This window comes from Myxococcus virescens, assembly GCF_900101905.1.
Classification (GTDB): Bacteria; Myxococcota; Myxococcia; order Myxococcales; family Myxococcaceae; genus Myxococcus; species Myxococcus virescens.
The window spans coordinates 70810-90861 of the sequence record NZ_FNAJ01000004.1 but is presented as its reverse complement, the minus strand read 5'-3'; the positions used below and the strand labels follow the sequence as shown (position 1 = coordinate 90861).

The following is a 20052-nucleotide window of genomic DNA, read 5'->3' as shown; positions in this document are numbered from 1 at the left end:
CATCACCCCTTGACGCCGCCAGCGGTCAAACCGCCGACGAGGTGTTTCTGAAGCGCGAAGAACAACGCCATGACCGGCGCGGAGACGATGAGCGCGCCCGCGGCGAACTTGCCCCACTCCACCTTGTGCTCGCCGACGAAGCGCTGGAGCGCGACGGGCAGGGTGAAGCGGGACGGATCATTGAGCAGCGTGGCGGCGAGGATGAACTCGTTCCACGCCGTCATGAAGGAGAAGAGCGCCGTCACGGCCAGCGCGGGCCGGGCCAGCGGGAGCACCACGCGCACGAACACCTGGAAGGTGGAGGCGCCGTCCATCACCGCCGCTTCTTCCAGCTCGCGCGGCAGCGTGTCGAAGTAGCCCTTGAGGTTCCAGATGCAGAAGGGCAGGGCGGTGGTGGCGTAGACCAGGACGAGCCCCGTGAGGCTGTCCAGCAGGTGCAGCTTCTGGAGGATGCTGTAGATGGGCACCATCATCAGCGTCGCCGGGAACATCTGCGTCACCAGCAGCGCTTGCATCCCGCCTTCCTTGCCGGGGAAGCGGAAGCGCGACAGCGCGTAGGCCGCGGACACCGCCAGCGTCAGGCCCACCAGCGTGGTGGCGCCCGCCACGACGATACTCGCCAGGAGCTGCCGGCCGAACACCCACCGCCCCGCCGCGTCCGTGCCGGAGAGCACCTGCCGGAAGTGCTCCAGCGTGACGGTTTCGGGGAAGGGGTTGGCGGTGAGCGCCAGCCCGTCCGTGGGCGACAGCGCCATCTTCACCACCCAGAGCACCGGGTAGAGCGTGGCCATGCACAGCAGCGTCAGCCCGGCGTGGATGGCGGCCATCTTCAAGCGCGAGGGGCGGTTCATCCCATCACCTCCGAGGACGACCGCATCAATCGCCTGGTGAAGGCGGACCAGACCAGCAGCACCACGAAGATGAGGACCGAGTACGCCGCCGCGAAGCCGTACTGCTCGTTGCGCTGGAAGGCCCAACGGTAGGCCTCCGACACCAGGATGTCGGTGCCGCCGCCCGGCTCACCGCCAGACACGAGGTAGATGATGTTGAACATGTTGAAGGTCCACACACTGCCCAGGATGACGGCCGGTAGCATGGCGGGCCTCAGCAGCGGCAGGGTGATGCGGCGGAACTGCGTCCACTTGCTCGCGCCGTCCACCTCCGCGGCTTCGTAGAGTTCCTGGGGGATGGACTGGAGCGCGCCCAGCGCCACCACCATCATGAAGGGGAAGCCCAGCCAGGTGTTGGTGGCCACGTTGGCCGCGAAGGCCGTGGAGAAGCGGGTGAACCAGCTCACCGGCTCCAGGTCCAGGGCGACCAGCAGGCCGTTGATGGCGCCGAACTGCCGGTGGAACATGCCCTTCCACATGAGCGCGGTGATGTAGTTGGGCACGGCCCAGGGGATGATGAGCAGCACCCGGTAGACCCCCCGCAGCTTCAGCAGTGGATCCTTCAACAGCAGCGCCAGGAACAGGCCGATGCTGACGTGGAGCACCACGTTGACCACCGCCCACAGCAGTGTCACGGCCAGCGTGAAATAGAAGGAGAGGGGCTCGGTGATGCTGTAGCCGCGGCTGGCCAGGATATCCACGAAGTTGGCCAGTCCTACGAAGGAGTATTCCCCCGCCTCGTGGTGGAACAGCGACAGGCTGAGGCCCACCGCGAAGGGGACGAACACCAGCACTGCCACGCCGGCCGCCGCGGGGGTGATGTACGCCACCGCCTGCGCCACATCCGGGTAACGGCGCTTGAAGGGCAGCGCCGCCGCCGGGCGCCGCAGCACATAGACGGAGCCGCCCAGCGCCATGGCGCCCAACAGGCCCAGCCAGGGCATGGGACTGGCGTCGGGCGGGCGCTCGCGGTGCAGCGCCCGGTAGCGCCGGTCCGCCAGCGCGCCCGCGTCCTGGGGCGCGGTTCCGCCCTGGAGCACCGCGCGCAGCGCCAGCTTCATGGGCTCCCAGACGCGCGCCATCTCCAGCGTGTTGGGCATGGGCGTGGCGTGGCGGGCCGCCTCGCGGAAGGAGGAGAGGAGCGTGTCCTCCCGCACCTCCTTCAGCGTGTACGCGGCCACGTCCGCCGGAATCTGCCGGCCCACCATGGCCCGCACGCGCGAGGCCTCGCCCAGGGAGATGAAGCGCGCCAGCGCCTGGGCCTGCTCCGCTCGCTCGGAGCGCGCGGAGACGTAGGCCGTCTCCACGCCCAGGAAGGGGCGGATGGGGATGTTCGTGGTGCTCACCGTCGGCAGCCCCACCACGCGGTAATCCACCTGGGGGGCAATCTCCCCGGCGAACCACGGCCCGCTGATGATCATGGCGGCACGGCCGTCGTTGAAGAGGCTCTTCACCAGCGCGCCCGAGGCCTCCTGGGGGATGAGGCGCTGGTCCTGCAGGTCCTTCACGAAGGCCAGGGAGCGGGCCATCCCCTGTGTGTCGAAGCTCGCGCGGCCGTTTGCATCGAACAGCTCGCCGCCGAAGCCGAAGAGGAACCCCGCGTGGAAGTAGAAGTCGCCGCTCTCGTAGGCCAGCCCGAAGCGGCCCGCGGCCGCGTCTGACAGCGCGGGCAGCATCGCCAGCAGCGCGTCCGTCGTCTCTGGCGGTTGGGGCACGAGCTTCGTGTTGACGTAGAGCGCCAGCGACTTGAGCGACATGGGATAGCCGTACACCTGGCCATCCACCTCCAGCGCCTCCACGGCGTTGGGGAAGTAGTCCTCGCGCGCCAGGCGACTGGCGGGAGCCACCAGGTGCATCGCGTGGAAGTTGCGCAGCCGCTCGTGGTTGAAGATGAAGACATCCGGGCCCACGCCATGGGGAATGGCGTTGGTCAGCTTGGCCGCGTAGGCGTCGTAGGGCAGGGCGAGCAGCTCCACCTGGACGCCCGTCTTCGAGGTGAAGAGCTCCGTGGCCTGGACGAGCGCCATCTCCTCGCCGCCGCGGTACGCGTGCCACAGCTTCAGTGGCTTCTCCGTCGCAGGCGCTGCGTGCGCGCTCAGCGCCGTGGCGAGCAGCGCCAGGCCGAGCCACCGGCTCACGACGCGACCTCCAGCGCGGCGCGCTGCTCCGGATGGCGCAGCGCCTTCGCGCCGTCCTGGGAGAAGACGTGCAGCGCGTCCCCCACGGGGGCCAGATGCACCTGGTCACCCACCGCGACGTTCACGCCCTTGTCGAAGCGAGCCGCCACCAGTCCGGCCTCTGTCTTGACGAAGGCGTACCCGTCGAAGCCCAGTCGCTCCACCGCGTCCACGGTGCCGGTGAGGGGCCCCTGGGACTCCACGCGCAAATCCTGGGGACGCAGGCCCAGCAGCACCGTGGCTTCCTCCGTGGTCACGTCCGCCGGACAGGGCAGGGTGAAGCCCTTGCCGGTAAACTGAGCCCCCTCGCGCCGCGCCTCCAGGAAGTTCATGGAAGGGGAGCCGAGGAACCCCGCGACGAACAGGTTGGCGGGGCGGTTGTAGAGCTCCAGCGGCGGGCCCACCTGCTGGAGGAGCCCGCCATTGAAGACGGCCACGCGGGTGGCCAGCGTCATGGCCTCCACCTGGTCGTGGGTGACGTAGATCATCGTCGCGCCCAGCCGGCGGTGCAGCCGCGCCAGCTCGCCACGCATCTGGACCCGGAGCGCGGTGTCCAGGTTGGAGAGGGGCTCGTCGAAAAGGAAGACCTTGGGACGGCGGACGATGGCTCGCCCCATGGCCACGCGCTGGCGTTGGCCGCCGGACAGGGCCTTGGGCTTGCGCTCCAAGAGGTGGCTCAGCTCCAACATTCCAGCCACCTCCTGCACGCGCGACGCAATCTCCGCGGCGGGGAACTTCCGGAGCGTCAGGCCGAAGGCCAGATTCTCCCGCACCGTCATGTGCGGGTAGAGCGCATAGGACTGGAACACCATTGCAACGTCTCGGTCACGAGGCGGAACGTCGTTCACCCGGGCGCCGCCAATGCGCACCTCGCCCGCGTCCACCTGTTCCAGGCCGGCGATGAGCCGCAGCAAGGTCGTCTTCCCGCAGCCAGACGGGCCGACCATCACCAGGAATTCACCTTCACCCACCTGAAGGTCCACGCCCTTCACGATGAGGTTCTGGCCAAACGACTTCTTGATCCCGCTCAGGGTGACTTCGGACAAGTCGTGCTCGGAGAAATTGATGGGGAGACGGTCGCGCACCTTACCCGGACGCTTCTTGTTTCCTCAAACCTCCTTGGTTGCTTGTGCTGCATCCTCCCGTCGCGTGCGCCAGTGAACGAAGGTCTGTTCCCGATTGGAAACCCGGGCCCTGCCTTGTCAGGCATGGAAGGCGCTTGTTATGGAAACGGAGTTTGATTGCCGGGCCGAGTCATGTCCGGACCTCGAGGTCAGCCTACCTGATGCGCACTCACAGAATGTCCCGCCTCGTGGGCGCGGCGCTGTCCACCGCCCTGTTCATCACTGGCTGTAGCGAGAGCGACTATGTCCGGCTGTACCACAGCGATGCTCGGGCCCCGAGCTACTCGGTGGACGACATCGAATCCCTTCGCCAGATCGGCCCCACCTTCGTGGACAAGGGCGTGAACTTCGCCCTGTATTCGGAGAACGCCACCCGGCTGGAGCTGCTGCTCTTCGAGGACCCGGAGAGCAACCGCCCGGCGCGCGCCTATGAGATGACGCGCTATGGCGACGTGTGGAGCGTCTACGTGGAAGGCGTGGGCGTGGGACAGCACTACGGCTTCCGCGCCTGGGGACCCAACTGGGAGTTCGACCCGCGGTGGTTCCCCGGGTCCATCCACGGCTTCAAGGCGGACGCGGACGTCTACGGCAACCGCTTCAATCCGAACAAGCTGCTCACGGACCCGTACTCCAAGGCCCTGCACCGCGATCACGACTGGAGCAAGGGCAGCACGGCCAGCGGTCCGGCCCGCACGGAGGTGACTTACGCGGCCTCCGCCAAGAGCGTGCTCGTCAAGAGCGGCGACTATCAGTGGGGTGAGGCGGAGCAGCAGTGGCGCGCCAACCGCCAGGACGAGAACTGGCAGGGGCACGGCTGGCAGGACCTCATCGTCTATGAGGTTCACGCCAAGGGCTTCACGGCGGACCCCGCCAGCGGCGTGCGCTTCCCGGGCACCTACCGCGGCTTCGGTGAGAAGGCGGCCTACCTAGCCGAGCTGGGCATCACCGCGGTGGAGCTGCTGCCCATCCACGAGAAGCCGCTGGACGGTGGCTACTGGGGCTACCAGACCATCAACTTCTTCGCGCCCGAGCTGTCCTACGCGGCCTTCAAGGAACCGCACCAGGTCATCAACGAGTTCAAGTGGATGGTGGAGCAGCTCCACAAGCACGGCATCGAGGTGATCATCGACGTCGTCTACAACCACACCGGCGAAGGGGGCCTCTGGCGCGAGAAGCTGGAGACGGATGACGTCATGCCCGGCGAGCCGCTGGAGTCCCTGGACCCCGCGGAGACGGCGGGCCTCTATTCGTTCCGCGGCATCGACAACCAGGCGTACTACGCGCTCAACCCGGACCGCCGCACGTATTGGAACAACACCGGCGTCGGTAACCAGACGCGCCCCAACCACCGGCCCACGCGCAAGCTCATCATCGACAGCCTGCGCTTCTACGTGGAAGAGCTCCACGTGGACGGCTTCCGCTTCGACCTGGCGCCCATCCTGGGTGAGCGCGACGGCGACTACAACCGCTGGGACGACCCGCGCAACACCGTGCTCCAGGATGTCATCGACGACCCGGTGCTCCAGAAGTACAACACCCGCATCATGGCCGAGCCGTGGAGCGCGGGCGGCTGGTACTGCATGCCGCTGGGCGAGTTCCCCAACGCCAGGACGCAGCCGGGCAATGGCTGGTACGAGTGGAACGGCCGCTTCCGCGACTGGTGGCGCGCGTTCATGAACCAGGACGGTTGGAAGCTCAACTCCAACGAGGGTTCGCTGTGTGGCCGGCCTGGCACGGTGGACGGCGGCTTCCTGATGTACGGCAGCCAGGAGTGGTTCGAGCGCAATGGCCGCCGCCCGTATCACTCCATGAACTTCATCACCGTGCACGACGGCTTCACGATGTACGACCTGTTCGCGTACGACGAGAAGCAGAACCGCTGCGGTCCGCTGAACCCGGTGTGCTGTGACACACCGAACAGCCCCTTCTGCGACAAGGTCAGCGGCGAGGATCACAACCGTTCCCGCAACTGGGGTCCGATTGGCGACGAGCGCGCGGAGAGCATGCGACGGCAGATGATTCGCAATGCCTTCATGTCGATGATGATCAGCCACGGCACGCCGATGATCCTGGGCGGCGACGAGTGGATGCGCACGCAGTTGGGGAACAACAACGCCTACTCCACGCTGTCCGACAACCCCTTCAACTGGTACCAGTGGGGTACGTACCTGGCGCGCGACGAACGTCACCGCATGTTCGAGTTCGTGAAGGCCGCCATCCGCCTGCGCAAGGAGCACGCCTACGCCTTCGCGCCGAAGGACTACGGCAAGGGCGCGCCGCTGGCCTGGAAGAGCGCCCAGAACACCGAGGCGGCGTGGGACAGCAAGCAGTTGATGATTCACTACTATGACGCGTCCTACGGGCCGGAATTGCTGGTGCTCATCAACATGGAGCCCCGCGCGGTGACGTTCACGCTGCCCGAAGGCCGCAAATGGACGCGGCTCATCGACACGCAGGCGTACTTCGACAGCCCCGCCTATCTCACGACGGCGGGCCTGGACAGCCGGTCCACGGGCAACTCCTGGCTTGATGCACCGTCACCAGTGAACGGTCCGACATACGGGATGCCGGAAAGAACCATCGTCGTCCTGCGTGCGGAGTAGGCAGGCAAGCAGGTTGGGCTATAAGCGGGGCCCGCCCATGCGAGTCCTGCCTGCGCGCCTCGGCGCCATCCTGTTGACGTTCCTGCCGCTCGTTGCCCTGGCCGATGCGCCTCGCGATCGCTTCGGGGCCGCGGGTTACTTCCGCATCATGACCCGCCCGGACTTCGCGGGCGGCTCGGGCCAGTTGGGCTATTACTGGCTCTACGGTCGGCTCCTCAACGAAAGCCCTTACGGTGAGCTCAACCTCCGGCTGGACGCGTTGCAGGCCACGCCGGGGACCGACGAGGTGTGGGCCGAGGTCCACTCCCGTATCTCTGGCAGGTCGTTTCGTTCAGCGGATCCCGGTAATGGCTCGCTGGTGAACTTCAGCGCTGACTACCTCTTCGTCCGCGCCGGCAACATCCTGCTGGACCGGGTGACGTGGCAGCTCGGCACGCTCGAGGACCGCTGGAACGACCTGCACATCTACGACCAGCGTCCCGGCACGCTGCTCTGGGACACGGTGGGCCTGTCCGGCACGTACCAGGGCGACCGTTACGACGTCCTGCTGGCGGTGGGGGACAGCGGCTACACGCTGCGCCCGAACAACTACAACACGGTGCTGACGGGCGCCGCGTCGTTCCGCTATCGGTTGATTCCTGGTCACCTGGAGGTGGGTATCCGCGGGCAGGTGGGCTACGAGCCCGCGGTGCGCGGCAACCGGAACGCGCTCTACGCGTCGCCCGGGACCCGTTACGAGAACTTCGCGCGGCGCGAGGTGGTGCGGCGCTACTTCGAGGCCAACCCGGGCGCGGAGGACCTGGTCCCGGACCTCAAGGCGCGCAGCGCGCTGTCGTACCGGGCCATGGGCTACGTGGGCTTCGGCGGGGTGGGGCCGCTGGTGTGGAGCAACCTGTACCTGACCTTCGAGAAGCGCCACCCACAGCCCTTCTACACGGAGAACTTCCGGGGCCGGGACTGGACCGTGTACGTCACGGACCAGACCGACGAGCGCTACGACGCCAACCTCGGCAACGAGGCCTACCTGCGCATCATCCCTGACAAGCTGGAGGCGCTCTGGGGCGTGTGGGCTGGCTATTCGTTCAACAAGGACAACAAAATTGCCGCGGGCGAGGACAACCGCGTCATCGCCTCCACGGTGCTCCGCCTTCAGTACTTCCTCACCGACAAGGTTCACCTCCTGGCGGAGAGCAGCGTCGCGCGCGAGAAGAGCCTGAACGGCAATCTCTATCGCAACCATGTGGACTCGGTGTTCACCAGCACCGACGGCATGGCGGACGCGCGTGGCCTGGAGTTCGGTGACAGCGACACGCGCGACACCTGGCAGTTCAAGGCCGGTGTGGTGCTCAACCCCACGGGCCGCAGCATCTACGCGCGCCCCAGTCTGCGGCTGCTGTACGGGCTCCAGCGCTCCACCCAGCATGCGGCGTTCGGCAACTCCTTCGTGGACAGCCTGGACCAGTACAACGTTTACGTCGGCCCCGAGCGTCACTGGCACTCGGTGGTCGCGATCGAGGCCGAAGGATGGTTCTGACAAGGCGATGGAGCGCGGTGGTCTCCCTCACGGCGGCGCTGGCCGCGGTGACGCTCGCGGCGTGTCTGCCTCGCGCGGCGCCTCCGCCCGTGGCGCCCAGCGGCACGGTGGTCGCCGTGGCCTACGTGCGGGATGACGCGAGGCGGGCCGGCGTGGTGGCGGACGTCCCGGAAGGACTGAAGCAGCGCATCGCGGAGACCCTGGCCAGGCGCAACCTGCGCGTGGAGGTGGTGCCCTACGCGGACTACGCCGCCTACTTCGCGAAGGTGCGCGACTCGCAGCGCCGCTTCGAGATGCTGAAGGCGCTGACGCCGGAGGCGCCGCTGCACCTGCTGGTGGAGACGCGGGTGTCGTTCTTCAGCCAGGTGGGGGGCCGCTTCTCGTGGGACATCTCGGTGCGGACCACGGGCGCGCGCGCGGACTCCGCCATGGCGCCCACCGTCGTCACCCAGGACTACGGCGCGGCGCTTCAGTTCGACCAGCAGCGCGAGGACGATGCGCAGTTGGAGGTGGCCACGCAGATCGCCGGGCAGGCGGGCGCGCTGTTCGACTCCTTCCTGGCCTCGCCCTTCCTGGTGCCGGACACGGACGGGGGGCCGGGCACGGTGCCGGGCCTCGACGCGCCGGCCGGACCGGGCATCGAGCCGGGCACGGGCACGCCGGCCGTGCTCCAGCCCTACCGGGGTTCGTGGGAGCCGCCGGCGGGAGACGCGGTCTACTTCGTGATGGTGGACCGCTTCTCCAATGGAGACCCGAAGAACGACGGTGCAGTGGACCTGGAGGACGCGCAGGCCTTTCACGGCGGAGACCTGCAAGGCGTCATTGACCGACTGGACGGGCTGCAGCAGCTCGGTGTCCGCACGGTGTGGCTTTCACCCGTCTTCCAGATGCGCACCGACAAGTTCCATGGGTACGGCGCCTTCCACGGTTACTGGGTGGAGGACTTCGGCCGGGTGGAACCGCGCTTCGGAGACGAGGCCCTGCTGAAGACGCTGGCGGCGGAGCTGCGCCGCCGGGACATGCGGCTGGTGCTGGACGTGGTGCTCAACCACGTGGGGCCGGAGACGCGCCTGTCGCGTGAGCGGCCCGACTGGTTCCACGGCCTGGGTCCCATCCAGGACTGGGGCGATTCACGCGAGCTGGTGATGGGAGACGTGCACGGCCTGCCGGACCTCGCCGTGGAGAAGGAAGACGTGTACGCGCACTTGCTGGCGCATTCACGCCGGTGGGTGGACGTGCTCCAGCCCGCGGGCTTCCGGCTGGACGCGGTGAAGCACATGCCCACCTCCTTCTGGGCTCGCTACAACGACGACTTGCGCCAGCACGCGGGGCCGGACTTCCTGCTGTTGGGGGAGATGCTGGACGGCGACCCGGTGCTGCTGTCGAACACGATGAAGGAAGGCCGCTTCGGGACGATGTTCGACTTCCCGCTGGCCTTCGCGCTGGTGGACGTCTTCTGCAGGGACCGCTCCCCGTCGCACCTGGGCGCCATCCTCTTCAACGACCGGCTGTACCCGGCGCCGGGCTCGCTCGTGACGATGGTGGACAACCACGACCTGCCCCGGGTGATGAGCGAGTGCGGGGGGGACGTGGAGCGGGTGAAGCGGGCGCTGGCGGTGCAGCTCACCGCGCGCGGCGTGCCGGCGCTCACCTACGGCACCGAGGAGGGCCTGACGGGCGCGAAGGAGCCGGAGAACCGGGGCGACATGCGCTTCACGAACCACCCGCTGCGGTCGTGGATTGGCGGGTTGCTGGCGTTGCGGCGAGGCAGTGAGGCCCTCCAGCGTGGCGAGACGTGGATGCTCGCCGCCCGGGAGGACCTCTTCGCCTACGCCCGCGTCACCGCCGACGAGGCCGTCGTCATCGCCGTGAATTCCCGTGACAGCGCCGTGGATGTGCTGCTGCCTGACGGGCTGGCCGGCGCGAAGCTGGAGCCGCTGGCCCTGGCGCCGCCGCTGGCCGCCGGGGGCGCGGGCTTCATGCGCGTGCCCGCCGGCGAGGTGGCCCTGGCGCGGCTGAAGCCCCAGGCGGCGGGCGGCTTCGCCACGGCGGCGAAGCTCGCGGGCCTGCGGTGGCGGGGGCTGGGCACGCGGCGTCAGGTGGAACTGGCAGTGGATGACCCGTCGGTGCGGTTGGTGGGCAGCGGGCCGGAGATGGGCGGGTGGAAGCCCGAGCGCTCGCTGCGTCCGGGGCCCGACGGCTTCGCGCTGTCGCTGCCCGTGGGCGCCGTCTTCGAGTACAAGCTCTTGCGCGGCGGCTCCCAGGGCACTCTTGACTGGGAGGACGGCGCCAATCGTCTGCTGTTCGTGGACGAAGGCACCGGGCCGCTGCGCCAGACGCTGGCGTGGAGCCAGCGCTGACCGCACGTGTTTCATTTCGCCCCGCCTGGCGCGGGGCCCACTCCGAGGTTCGAAGTGAACGACCGACTCCTCCGCGCGGCGCGCCGCCAGCCCACAGACACGACGCCGGTATGGCTGATGCGCCAGGCGGGCCGCTACCTGCCCGAGTACCGGGCCATCCGCGGCAACATCGCCTTCCTGGACCTGTGCAAGCACCCGGACCTGGCGGCGGAAGTCACCGTCCAGCCGGTGACGCGCCTGGGGGTGGACGCGGCCATCATCTTCTCGGACATCCTCATCCCCGTGGAGGCCATGGGCATCACCCTGGAGCTGGGGGACAAGGGGCCGCACTTCCCCGATCCCGTGCGCTCCGCGGCGGACATCGACAAGCTGGGCGTGCCGGACCCGGTGGATGGCACCGGCTTCGTGGCCGAGGCCATCCGCCGCACGCGCAAGGCACTCAATGACTCCGTGCCCGTCATCGGCTTCGCGGGCGCGCCCTTCACCCTGGCCGCGTACATGGTGGAGGGGGGCGGCTCCAAGAGCTACATCCTTATCAAGCGGCTGATGTTCGAGCAGCCCGAGCTGGCGCACCGCCTCTTCGGCAAGCTCACCGACACGCTCATCCCCTACCTGAAGATGCAGGTGGAGGCGGGCGCGAGCATCGTCCAGATTTTCGACTCGTGGGGCGGCGCGCTGTCGCCCTGGGACTACGAGCGCTTCTGCATCCCCTACCTCAAGCGCATGGTGTCCGAGCTGAAGGCCACTGGCGTGCCCGTCATCGTGTTCGGCGTGGGCATGTCCAACCACCTGCGGCTGCTCAAGAGCACGGGCGCGGACGTGGTGGGCCTGGACTGGACGCTGCCCATGGACGAGGGCCGGAAGGTGCTGGGGCCGGACGTGGCGGTGCAGGGCAACCTGGACCCGCTGCACCTGTTCCTCCCCCGTGAGGAGCTGGACGGCCGCGTGAAGGACATCCTCCGCCGCGCGGGCCCCGAAGGGCACATCTTCAACCTGGGCCACGGCATCCTCCCGCCCACGGACCCCGACTCCGCGAAGTTCCTGGTGGACGCCGTCCACCGCCACGGCGTGGCCCTGCGCCAGGGCACGCTGGGGGCGTAGGGTCGCTTTCACCCCCAGCCGGCGGCCTCCCGCGGGGAGTGTCCACCGATTGATTTTTGAATCAACGGACGATTGACGCGGCGCATTGCCGCTCGTTAGATGCCCACCTCCCGACTTCGCTGGAGGTGTGGCACACATGGCAAGCGAGAAGCGCAACGGCCCCCGAAGGGTGGCCATCGTCCGCGGCCTGCGGACCCCGTTCGTCAAGGCGGGGTCCGTGTTCTCGGGGCTGACGGCGCTGGATTTGGGCCGCCTGGTGGTCCAGGAGCTGGTCCAGAAGACGGACCTGGACCCGAACGTCATCGACCAGGTGGTGTTCGGCCAGGTCATCCCCACGTTGACGGCTCCGTCCATTGCCCGCGAGGTCGTCATCGCGGCGGGGCTGCCGAAGAAGATTGATGCCTTCACGGTGTCGCGCGCGTGCGCCACGTCCATCCAGGCGATGACGACGGCGGCCAACGCGATTGCCACGGGCGAGGCGGACGTCATCATCGCCGGTGGCACCGAGTCCATGTCGGACGCGCCCATCTTCACCAGCCGGCCGCTGGCCCACGCGCTGGTGGCGGCGTCCAAGGGGCGCTCGCTGCCGGACAAGCTCAAGCCCTTCCAGCGCCTCAAGGCCAAGGATTTGCTGCCGGTGCCCCCGGCCATCGCCGAGTACTCCTCCGGCATGACGATGGGGGAGAGCGCGGAGAAGATGGCCAAGGAGAACGGCATCTCCCGCGAGGAGCAGGACCGCATCGCCTTCAACTCGCACCGCAACGCGGCCAAGGCGTGGAAGGACGGCCTGTTCGACAACGAGGTCATGCACGTCGTCGTGCCGCCGAAGTTCGACAAGACGGCGGAGCGCGACAACATCGTCCGTGAGGACTCCAGCATGGAGGCGCTGGGGCAGCTCAAGCCGGCGTTCGACCGCAAGTACGGCTCGATTACGGCGGGCAACGCGTCGCCGCTGACGGACGGCGCCGCGGCGCTGCTGCTGATGAGCGAGGAGAAGGCGCGCGTGCTGGGCTACGAGCCGCTGGGCTTTTTGCGCAGCCACGCCTACGCGGCCACGGACCCGGGCGACCAGCTGCTCCAGGGCCCGGCCTACGCGGTGCCCACGGCGCTCAAGCGCGCGGGCATGACGCTGGCGGACATCGACCTGGTGGAGATGCACGAGGCCTTCGCCGCGCAGGTGGCCAGCAACATCCAGGCGCTGGCGTCCCCGGCCTTCGCGAAGAAGGCGGGCTGGAGCGCGCCGGTGGGCGAAATCGATCGGGAGCGGCTGAACGTGACGGGTGGCTCCATCGCCATCGGTCACCCCTTCGGGGCCACGGGGGCGCGCATCGTCACCCAGGCCCTCAATGAGCTGAAGCGTCGGAACAAGAACACGGCGATGTGCACCGTCTGCGCGGCGGGCGGCCTGGGCGCAGTCGTCATCCTGGAGCGTGCGTGATGGCCACCAAGGCGGAAGAGCTCGAGGTGAAGCAGGGCTTCTCGTACCGGGTGGAGGACGGCGTCGCCGTCATCACCTTCGACCTGCCGGACTCGCCGGTGAACACGCTGTCGCCGGAGACGGGCGAGGCCTTCCTGCGCGTCATGGCGCGCGCGGAGCGCGAGCCCGAGGTGAAGGCCGTCGTCTTCACGTCCGGCAAGAAGGACTCGTTCGTCGCCGGGGCGAAAATCGACTTCCTGCAGACCATCAAGACGGCGGAGGAGGCCACCGCCATCAGCCGCAACGGGCAGGAGGGCTTCGACAAGCTGGCCGACTTCCCCAAGCCCGTCGTCGCGGCCATCCACGGCGCATGTCTGGGCGGCGGCCTGGAGTGGGCGCTGGCGTGTGACTACCGCATCGCCACCGACAGCCCGAAGACGTCGCTGGGGCTGCCGGAGGTGCAGTTGGGCCTGATTCCGGGCGCGGGCGGCACCCAGCGGCTGCCGGCGCTGATTGGTGTGCAGGCGGCGCTGGACCTCATCCTCACCGGCAAGAGCCTCAAGCCCGCGAAGGCGAAGAAGCTGGGCGTGGTGGATGAGGTGGTGCCGGCGCCCATCCTCCGCGCCATCGCCGTGCGTCGCGCGAAGGAGCTGGCCGAAGGAACGCTGAAGGTGGACCGCCGTCACGGCCAGGGCTTCAAGGGCGTGGCCGCGAACGGCAAGGCGAAGGGGCTGGCGGGCTTCATCCAGGGCCTGGCCAACAAGGAGCTGTGGGCGGAGGTGGCGCTGGAGGACAACCCGCTGGGCCGCAAGGTCCTCTTCGACCAGGCGCGCAAGCAGCTGCTGAAGAAGACGCGCGGCAAGTTCCCCGCGCCGGAGAAGGCGCTCCAGGTCGTGCGCGTGGGCCTGGAGTCCGGGCACAAGGCGGGCCAGGAGGCGGAAGCGAAGGCCTTTGGCGAGCTGGTGGTGTCGGACGTCTCCAAGCGGCTGGTCGAAATCTTCTTCGCCACCACGGCGCTGAAGAAGGAGAACGGCACCTCCAACCCCGACGCGAAGCCGCGCGAGGTGAAGAAGGTGGCGGTGCTGGGCGGCGGGCTGATGGGCGGCGGCATCGCCTATGTCACCAGCGTGCTCCAGGGCGTGCCCGTGCGCGTGAAGGACAAGGACGACGCGGGCGTGGGCCGGGCCATGAAGCAGGTGCAGTCCATCCTGGACGAGCGCGTGAAGCGGCGCTCGCTCACGCGCCGCGAGGCCACGGCGAAGTCGGCCCTGGTGACGGCGGGCACGGACTACAGCGGCTTCAAGTCCGCGGACCTGGTCATCGAGGCGGTGTTCGAGGACCTCAAGCTCAAGCACCGCATCATCGCGGAGGTGGAGGCCGTCACCGGCGACCAGACCATCTTCGCGTCCAACACCTCCAGCATCCCGATTACGGAGCTGGCCAAGGGCAGCCGCCGGCCGGCGCAAGTCATTGGCATGCATTACTTCAGCCCGGTCCACAAGATGCCGCTGCTGGAGATCATCACCCACGCGGGCACCGCGGACTGGGTGACGGCCACCTGCGTGGAGGTGGGGCGCAAGCAGGGCAAGACGGTCATCGTCGTCAACGACGGGCCGGGCTTCTACACCTCGCGCATCCTCGCCCCGTACCTGAACGAGGCGGCGTACCTGCTGGCGGAAGGCGCGGACATCGCGGAGCTGGACAGGGCGCTGGTCGAGTTCGGCTTCCCCGTGGGCCCGATTACCCTCTTGGACGAGGTGGGCATCGACGTGGCGCAGAAGGTGGGCCCCATCATGGAGGCCGCCTTCGGCAAGCGCATGGCGGCGCCCAAGGCCCTGGAGAAGGTGGTGGCCGACGGCCGCCTGGGCCGCAAGACGCAGAAGGGCTTCTACCTGTACGAGGACGGGAAGAAGCAGGAGGTGGACAGCTCCATCTACGCCCTGCTGCCGCACGGCACGGAGCGCCGCTCCTTCGACCGCGCGGAGATGGCGGAGCGCGTGGTGCTGCAGATGGTCAACGAGGCCATCCGCTGCCTGGGCGAGGGCATCCTCCGCAGCGCGCGTGACGGCGACGTGGGCGCCATCTTCGGCCTGGGCTTCCCGCCCTTCCTGGGCGGTCCCTTCCACTACGTGGACAGCCGCGGCCCCGCCGAGGTGCTGCGCAAGCTGGAGCACTACCACGACAAGCTCGGGGAGCGTTTCGCCCCCGCGCCGCACCTGGTGGAGATGGTGAAGGCGGGCAAGACGTTCTACCCGCGCTGAGTCATTCCAGTGATTGCACCCGGGAGTCCTGCGTATCAGCGGCTCCCGGGCTTGACCGGAGGCCGTCTCTGGCCCGAGCCTCCCGGGCCCCATGGCCCGCTCCGCGTCCCGCACCATCGTCCTCGTCGTCCTGTCGGCCGTCGTGGCCTGTGGCGCCGCCGCCACCGCCGGGGCCTGGCGCTTCTTCCACAAGGACCCGAGCAACCCCGTCGTCCGGCTCGACGAGTACTTCACCATGGGCTGGGTGGCCTGGGATTCCAGCTGGTACATGCGGATTGCCCAGGAGGGCTACCAGTTCACCCCGGGCCAGCAGAGCTCGGTGGCGTTCTTCCCGCTGTACCCGCTGCTTATCCGCGCGGTGGAGTCGCTGGGGCCCAATGTGTACCAGTCCGGCGTGCTCATCACGCTGCTGTGCGGCCCGCTGGCGTTGATGCTCTTCACCGTCTGGGCGCGCAAGCTGACGGACGAGGACACGGCGCTGAAGGCCGGGCTGCTGATGGCCTGCTACCCCTTCACGCTCTACTTCTACGGCGCCATGTATTCGGACGCGCTGTTCGTCCTGCTGGTGGTGGCGGCCTTCCTGCTGTTGGAGCGCGGGCACCTGGGGCCCGCCGTCCTCGTCGCGGCGGTGGCCACCGCGGCCCGGCCCGTGGCGCCCGCGGTGGTGCTGGGCCTGCTGGTGCGCCGCCTGGAGTGGAAGCACGCGCGCGGCGAGAAGTGGAGCGCGGTGGACTTCCTGCCGGTGCTGTCGGGCCTGGGCTTCGGCGCGTACATGCTCTTCCTGTGGCACCAGTTCGGTGACCCGGTGGCCTTCGTGAAGGTGCAGGGCTCGCCCGGCTGGGAGCAGATTCCGGGCTGGCACACGTGGCTGAAGGTGAGCTGGTTCGAGCGCGTCGTGCTGGCGCCGCAGGACAAGCGCGAGGCCTTCCGGCTGGCCGCGCACGCCTTCTTTACGTTGCTGGCGCTAGCGCTGGTGTGGCCCACGCGCAAGCTGCTGGGGTGGGGCTACGCCGTCTACGTGCTGGCCATCGTCGGGTTGCCCGCGTGGTCCACCAAGGACTTCATGGGCATGGGGCGCTACCTGCTGTCCGCCTTCCCCGTCTTTCTCACCGCGGCGATGCTCCTGCGCGAACGGCCGCTGCTGCTGCGCGGGGCGCTGGCGGTGGGCGCCGCGTCGCTGCTCGTCCTCTCGTGGGCCTTCGGCGCGGACTACTACGTCTCATGAGCGACCTCCTCGAACAGGCCCTCCTTCGCTACGACGGGCTGCCCGTCGCAGAGCGCTTCCACGTCCACGCGCGGGCCTTCTCCGCGCCGCTGCTGGCCATGGCCGCGCGCACGCCCGTGGGCGCCGTGGCGGACATCGGCTGCGGGCATGGGTTGCTGTCCGCGCTGCTGGCCCTGGAGGACCCGGGCCGCACCGTGCACGGCGTGGACCCGGACTCGCGCAAGGTGGCCTGGGCACGGCGAGCGCTCGCGGGCCAACCCAACGTGCGCGTCGAGGAAGGCACCGTGGAGGAGACCCTGGCCCGAGGGGCTCTTGGGCGCTTCGACGCGGCGGTGGTGTGCGACGTGCTGTACCTGCTGCCGGAGTCGAAGTGGGCCGGCTTCCTCTCCACCGTGCGGGGCCTGCTGAAGCCCGGCGGGCGGCTGCTGCTCAAGGAGGTGGAGGGTGACGGCTCCTGGAAGCACCGCAAGGCGCTGGCGCAGGAGTGGGTGATGGTGTCGCTGCTGGGCCGCACGAAGGCCAGCGGCGGCATGGCGCTGAAGCCTCGAGCCGAGATGACGCGCTACCTGAAGGACGCGGGCTTCGCGGTGCGCGACGTGGTGGACCTGGGGCAGGGCTACACCACGCCGCACGTCCTCTACGTGGCGGAGAACAGCGTTCCGTAGCTGTGAAGCTCGATGCCGCGCTCGTGCAGCCGCGCCTTCACGCGCGTGCTGGTCAGTGCGGCCAGCTCCGCCTGCCAGCCGTAGCGCCACGCCGGGTCCTCGGGGACGTGCGGCGTGCCTTCACCCGGGTGACAGCCCAGCTCGAAGTCGCCCGCGGGCAGCGTGTCCACCACCGCGAGCAGGGCGGCCTCGTCCAACATCCCCGCTTCGAAGACGCCGCCCGCGCTCACCCGGCGCACGCCCTTGGGGGCCCGAGGCGCGGCGCGCGCGAGCACGGCCAGCACCGTGGCCTTCAGCGCGGGGCCCGGCGCCTTCAGCCAGCGCGGGCGAGGCAGGGCGTCCGGCCAGCGCAGGGGCAGCCCTTCGCGCGCGGCCAGGGACTCCACCAGGGGACGTACACCGGGCAGCAGGTGCAGGTGCTGGTGCCCGTCCAGGTGGTCCACCGTCACGCCCAGGGCGCGGGCCCGTTGAAGCTGCGCGGAGAGCTCGCGCGCCAGCTCGTCCCGGCGAACCTGTCCGGTGAGCCAGGCACGGGCGAAGTCGGCCCAGCTGCCACGCAGCCGGCCCTCCGGTGCTACCGTGGGCACCTCGTGCGCGGGCGCCGCGGGAGGCAGCCGCGTGGAGAGCGCCAGGTGGAGGCCCACCGCGAGCCGTGCCTCCTTCGCGCGGGCGGCGGCCTCGGGCGCGGTGGGGCCCGTGGCCAGCAGCGTGGCGCTGGTGACGATGCCATCTCGGTGCGCGCGGAGGATGCCCGCGTCCAGCGAGGCATGGAGCCCCAGGTCGTCCGCGTTCACCACCAGTCGCGTGAGGGGGCGCGTCATGCGGGGCTCAGCCTCGCGCCGTGCGGCCCGGCGGCACCGCGTGGAGCTGCTGCACGGAAGGCGGCAAGCGCACCGGGTGCACTGGCGGCTGCGGCGCGCGCATCTTCGGATAGAGCTTCACCAGCTCCCGCACCATCTTCGTGATGACGGAGGGCGAGGCCAGCGTGGACACGCCGCGCGTGCGAGGGAAGTAGTCCACGCCCATCTGGAACACGCGGAAGCCCTGGCGGATGGCCTTCACCACCAGCTCCGCGTCGATGAACGAGCCCTGGCTGTGCAGCTCCATGGCCTCCAGCACGCGCCGGTGCATCACCTTGAAGCTGAAGTTGACGTCCTTGATCTGGATGTCGAACAGCGACCGGATGAGCATGTTGTAGACGAACGAGTAGATGATGCGCTTGGGGCCCTCGCTCGTGCGGTCGAACCGGAAGGCGCAAATCATGTCCGCCTCCAGGTACGACATCAGGTGCAGCGCCCGCTCCAGCTCGCGCATGTCCCAGGGCAGGTCCACATCGGAGTACACGACGATGTCCTTCGTCGAGGCCGCCAGCCCGGTGCGCATGGCGCCACCCAGCTTCAGATTCACGGGGTGGTGGATGACACGCAGTTGGGGAACCTTCAGGGCCAGCGCCTCGCAGACCTCACGGGTGCGGTCCGTGGACGCGTCGTTGACGACGATGATTTCGAAGTCGTCCGTCAGGGCGGGGAGGACCTCCAGCGCCCGGCTGACGGCGCGCTCGACGTAGTCCTCTTCGTTCCAGGCGGGGAAGAACAGGCTGATGCTTGGGTATTGGGCCACGAGGGACCTCGGCGGGCGGACCTGCGAAGTTGGCGGCTCGCTAGCAGAGAATCCGGTTTTTATCCAATGGCAGGGGTCGCATATCGTCGCACGCCTATGATACCGTGAAATCACCATTTTGCGGGGACACTGTGAACTCCAGGCCTTTCACCCTGCTGGTAGTGGACGACTCGCAGTCGACGTTGCCTCGGTTGGCCCGTGCGCTGGGCCCGGAGGATTTCGCCCTCCGAATCACCGCCCACGGCCCGGAGGTGCCGAGGTTGGCGCGGGAGGTATCGCTGGTGGTGCTCTGCCCGGGCGAGGACGCCCAGGCCAGCGTGGGGTTGCTCGAACGCCTGATACCCGAGGAAGGCCCGGTAGGGCCCCCCGTGGTGCTCGTGGCGCCACCCGAGCCCAGAGGCCTCTGGCTGGAGGCCCTGCGCCGGGGGGCTGAGGTCGTATTGGACCCATGGTCGCCGGATGAACTGGTGGCCCGGGTGCATCGCGCCCTGGCCGCGAAGGCCCGGATGGAGTCGCTCGCCGCCCAGGTGAGCGAGCTCCAGCGGCTGTCGTCGACGGACGGCCTCACGGGCCTCCACAACCACCGCCATTTCCAGGAGCGGCTGAGGGAGGAGTTCCGCCGTGCCCAGCGTTATGACGACTCCCTGTCGCTCATCCTGCTGGACTTGGATTTCTTCAAGGAAATCAACGACAAGTACGGCCACTCCGCGGGCGACGGCGTGCTGCGCGAGGTGGCCGCCGCGCTCACCCGGGGCGTGCGCGAGACGGACCTGGTGGCCCGCTATGGCGGCGAGGAGTTCGCGGTGCTGCTGCCCCGCACCCACCTCACCGGGGCGCTCACCGTCGCCGAGCGCGTCCGCCGCGAGCTGCGCGCCCTGCGGCTGGAGGTGTCGGACAGCCTGCAAGTCACCGCGTCATTGGGGGTTTCCAGCTTCCCCCACCGCACCGTCCTCACCCCGGAGCAGCTGCTCCTGACGGCCGACGAGGCCCTCTACCAGGCCAAACGGGACGGCAGGGATCGCATCTGCCTACATCCCCAGCTCCCGGTCGGTCCGCTCGGAACCTAGCCCGGGTC

The 20052-nt window shown here is 68.9% G+C and carries 14 protein-coding genes; 9 read left to right on the top strand and 5 right to left on the bottom strand.

Annotation, left to right across the window (positions count from 1 at the left end):
• Positions 1-2 precede the first annotated feature (2 nt).
• From BLU09_RS13830 to BLU09_RS13820, 3 genes are read right to left on the bottom strand one after another with little or no spacing between them, the layout of a single operon-like run.
• Positions 3-851 (bottom strand): sugar ABC transporter permease, encoded by an 849-nt coding sequence (locus tag BLU09_RS13830; protein WP_090490031.1) that lies wholly within the window; start codon positions 849-851, stop codon positions 3-5.
• Positions 848-3028 carry an extracellular solute-binding protein gene (locus tag BLU09_RS13825; RefSeq protein ID WP_090490030.1) on the bottom strand — a complete coding sequence of 727 codons (2181 nt, stop codon included), beginning with the start codon at positions 3026-3028 and terminating at the stop codon, positions 848-850. Before BLU09_RS13825 ends, BLU09_RS13830 begins: the two co-directional genes overlap by 4 nt.
• Complete coding sequence (locus tag BLU09_RS13820; protein ID WP_167371093.1) at positions 3025-4113, bottom strand: ABC transporter ATP-binding protein; 1089 nt, start codon at positions 4111-4113, stop codon at positions 3025-3027. The genes BLU09_RS13825 and BLU09_RS13820 overlap by 4 nt, the downstream gene beginning before the upstream one ends.
• Positions 4114-4352: 239 nt before the next feature.
• Between BLU09_RS13820 and BLU09_RS13815 the strand changes: the two genes are divergently transcribed.
• The 8 genes from BLU09_RS13815 (at position 4353) to BLU09_RS13780 (ending at position 17357) form a co-directional block, all read left to right on the top strand.
• On the top strand, positions 4353-6794 hold the full coding sequence (locus BLU09_RS13815) for a glycogen debranching protein (protein WP_090490028.1): 2442 nt from the start codon (positions 4353-4355) through the stop codon (positions 6792-6794).
• A gap of 37 nt (positions 6795-6831) precedes the next feature.
• Complete coding sequence (locus BLU09_RS13810; protein WP_244171699.1) at positions 6832-8328, top strand: hypothetical protein; 1497 nt, start codon at positions 6832-6834, stop codon at positions 8326-8328.
• Positions 8319-10688, top strand: a complete 2370-nt coding sequence (locus tag BLU09_RS13805; protein WP_090490026.1) for an alpha-amylase family glycosyl hydrolase — start codon at positions 8319-8321, stop codon at positions 10686-10688. Before BLU09_RS13810 ends, BLU09_RS13805 begins: the two co-directional genes overlap by 10 nt.
• A gap of 54 nt (positions 10689-10742) precedes the next feature.
• A complete protein-coding gene (gene hemE, locus BLU09_RS13800; protein WP_090490025.1) occupies positions 10743-11789 on the top strand; it encodes a uroporphyrinogen decarboxylase in 1047 nt (348 codons plus the stop codon).
• A 136-nt stretch (positions 11790-11925) separates the two neighbouring features.
• Positions 11926-13227 (top strand): acetyl-CoA C-acyltransferase FadI, encoded by a 1302-nt coding sequence (gene fadI, locus BLU09_RS13795; protein WP_090490024.1) that lies wholly within the window; start codon positions 11926-11928, stop codon positions 13225-13227.
• Positions 13227-15467 carry a fatty acid oxidation complex subunit alpha FadJ gene (gene fadJ, locus BLU09_RS13790; RefSeq protein ID WP_090490023.1) on the top strand — a complete coding sequence of 747 codons (2241 nt, stop codon included), beginning with the start codon at positions 13227-13229 and terminating at the stop codon, positions 15465-15467. Before fadI ends, fadJ begins: the two co-directional genes overlap by 1 nt.
• Before the next feature lie 91 nt (positions 15468-15558).
• The gene (locus BLU09_RS13785) at positions 15559-16692 is read left to right on the top strand and encodes a mannosyltransferase family protein (protein ID WP_090490022.1); all 1134 of its coding nucleotides are present in this window, start codon (positions 15559-15561) and stop codon (positions 16690-16692) included.
• Entirely contained in the window at positions 16689-17357 is a 669-nt protein-coding gene (locus tag BLU09_RS13780) for a class I SAM-dependent methyltransferase (RefSeq protein ID WP_090490021.1), read from the top strand. The genes BLU09_RS13785 and BLU09_RS13780 overlap by 4 nt, the downstream gene beginning before the upstream one ends.
• On the opposite strand, the gene BLU09_RS13775 is transcribed toward BLU09_RS13780, so the two are convergent.
• Both BLU09_RS13775 and BLU09_RS13770 read right to left on the bottom strand, forming a co-directional pair.
• The gene (locus BLU09_RS13775) at positions 17330-18178 is read right to left on the bottom strand and encodes a ChbG/HpnK family deacetylase (protein WP_090490020.1); all 849 of its coding nucleotides are present in this window, start codon (positions 18176-18178) and stop codon (positions 17330-17332) included. The two genes, BLU09_RS13780 and BLU09_RS13775, sit on opposite strands and share 28 nt — an antisense overlap.
• 7 nt (positions 18179-18185) lie before the next feature.
• On the bottom strand, positions 18186-18977 hold the full coding sequence (locus tag BLU09_RS13770; RefSeq protein WP_090490019.1) for a glycosyltransferase family 2 protein: 792 nt from the start codon (positions 18975-18977) through the stop codon (positions 18186-18188).
• Between the two features lie 104 nt (positions 18978-19081).
• Between BLU09_RS13770 and BLU09_RS13765 the strand changes: the two genes are divergently transcribed.
• Positions 19082-20044, top strand: coding sequence for a GGDEF domain-containing response regulator (locus BLU09_RS13765; RefSeq protein WP_090490018.1), 963 nt, complete (start codon positions 19082-19084; stop codon positions 20042-20044).
• Positions 20045-20052: the final 8 nt, after the last annotated feature.

Coding starts and splice junctions, on each gene's coding strand:
- BLU09_RS13785 (WP_090490022.1), top strand. CDS start 15,559: ATGGCCCGCTCCGCGTCCCGCACCATCGTCCTCGTCGTCCTGTCGGCC.
- BLU09_RS13810 (WP_244171699.1), top strand. CDS start 6,832: ATGCGAGTCCTGCCTGCGCGCCTCGGCGCCATCCTGTTGACGTTCCTG.
- fadI (WP_090490024.1), top strand. CDS start 11,926: ATGGCAAGCGAGAAGCGCAACGGCCCCCGAAGGGTGGCCATCGTCCGC.
- BLU09_RS13775 (WP_090490020.1), bottom strand. CDS start 18,178: ATGACGCGCCCCCTCACGCGACTGGTGGTGAACGCGGACGACCTGGGG.
- BLU09_RS13780 (WP_090490021.1), top strand. CDS start 16,689: ATGAGCGACCTCCTCGAACAGGCCCTCCTTCGCTACGACGGGCTGCCC.
- fadJ (WP_090490023.1), top strand. CDS start 13,227: ATGGCCACCAAGGCGGAAGAGCTCGAGGTGAAGCAGGGCTTCTCGTAC.
- BLU09_RS13830 (WP_090490031.1), bottom strand. CDS start 851: ATGAACCGCCCCTCGCGCTTGAAGATGGCCGCCATCCACGCCGGGCTG.
- BLU09_RS13805 (WP_090490026.1), top strand. CDS start 8,319: ATGGTTCTGACAAGGCGATGGAGCGCGGTGGTCTCCCTCACGGCGGCG.
- BLU09_RS13815 (WP_090490028.1), top strand. CDS start 4,353: ATGCGCACTCACAGAATGTCCCGCCTCGTGGGCGCGGCGCTGTCCACC.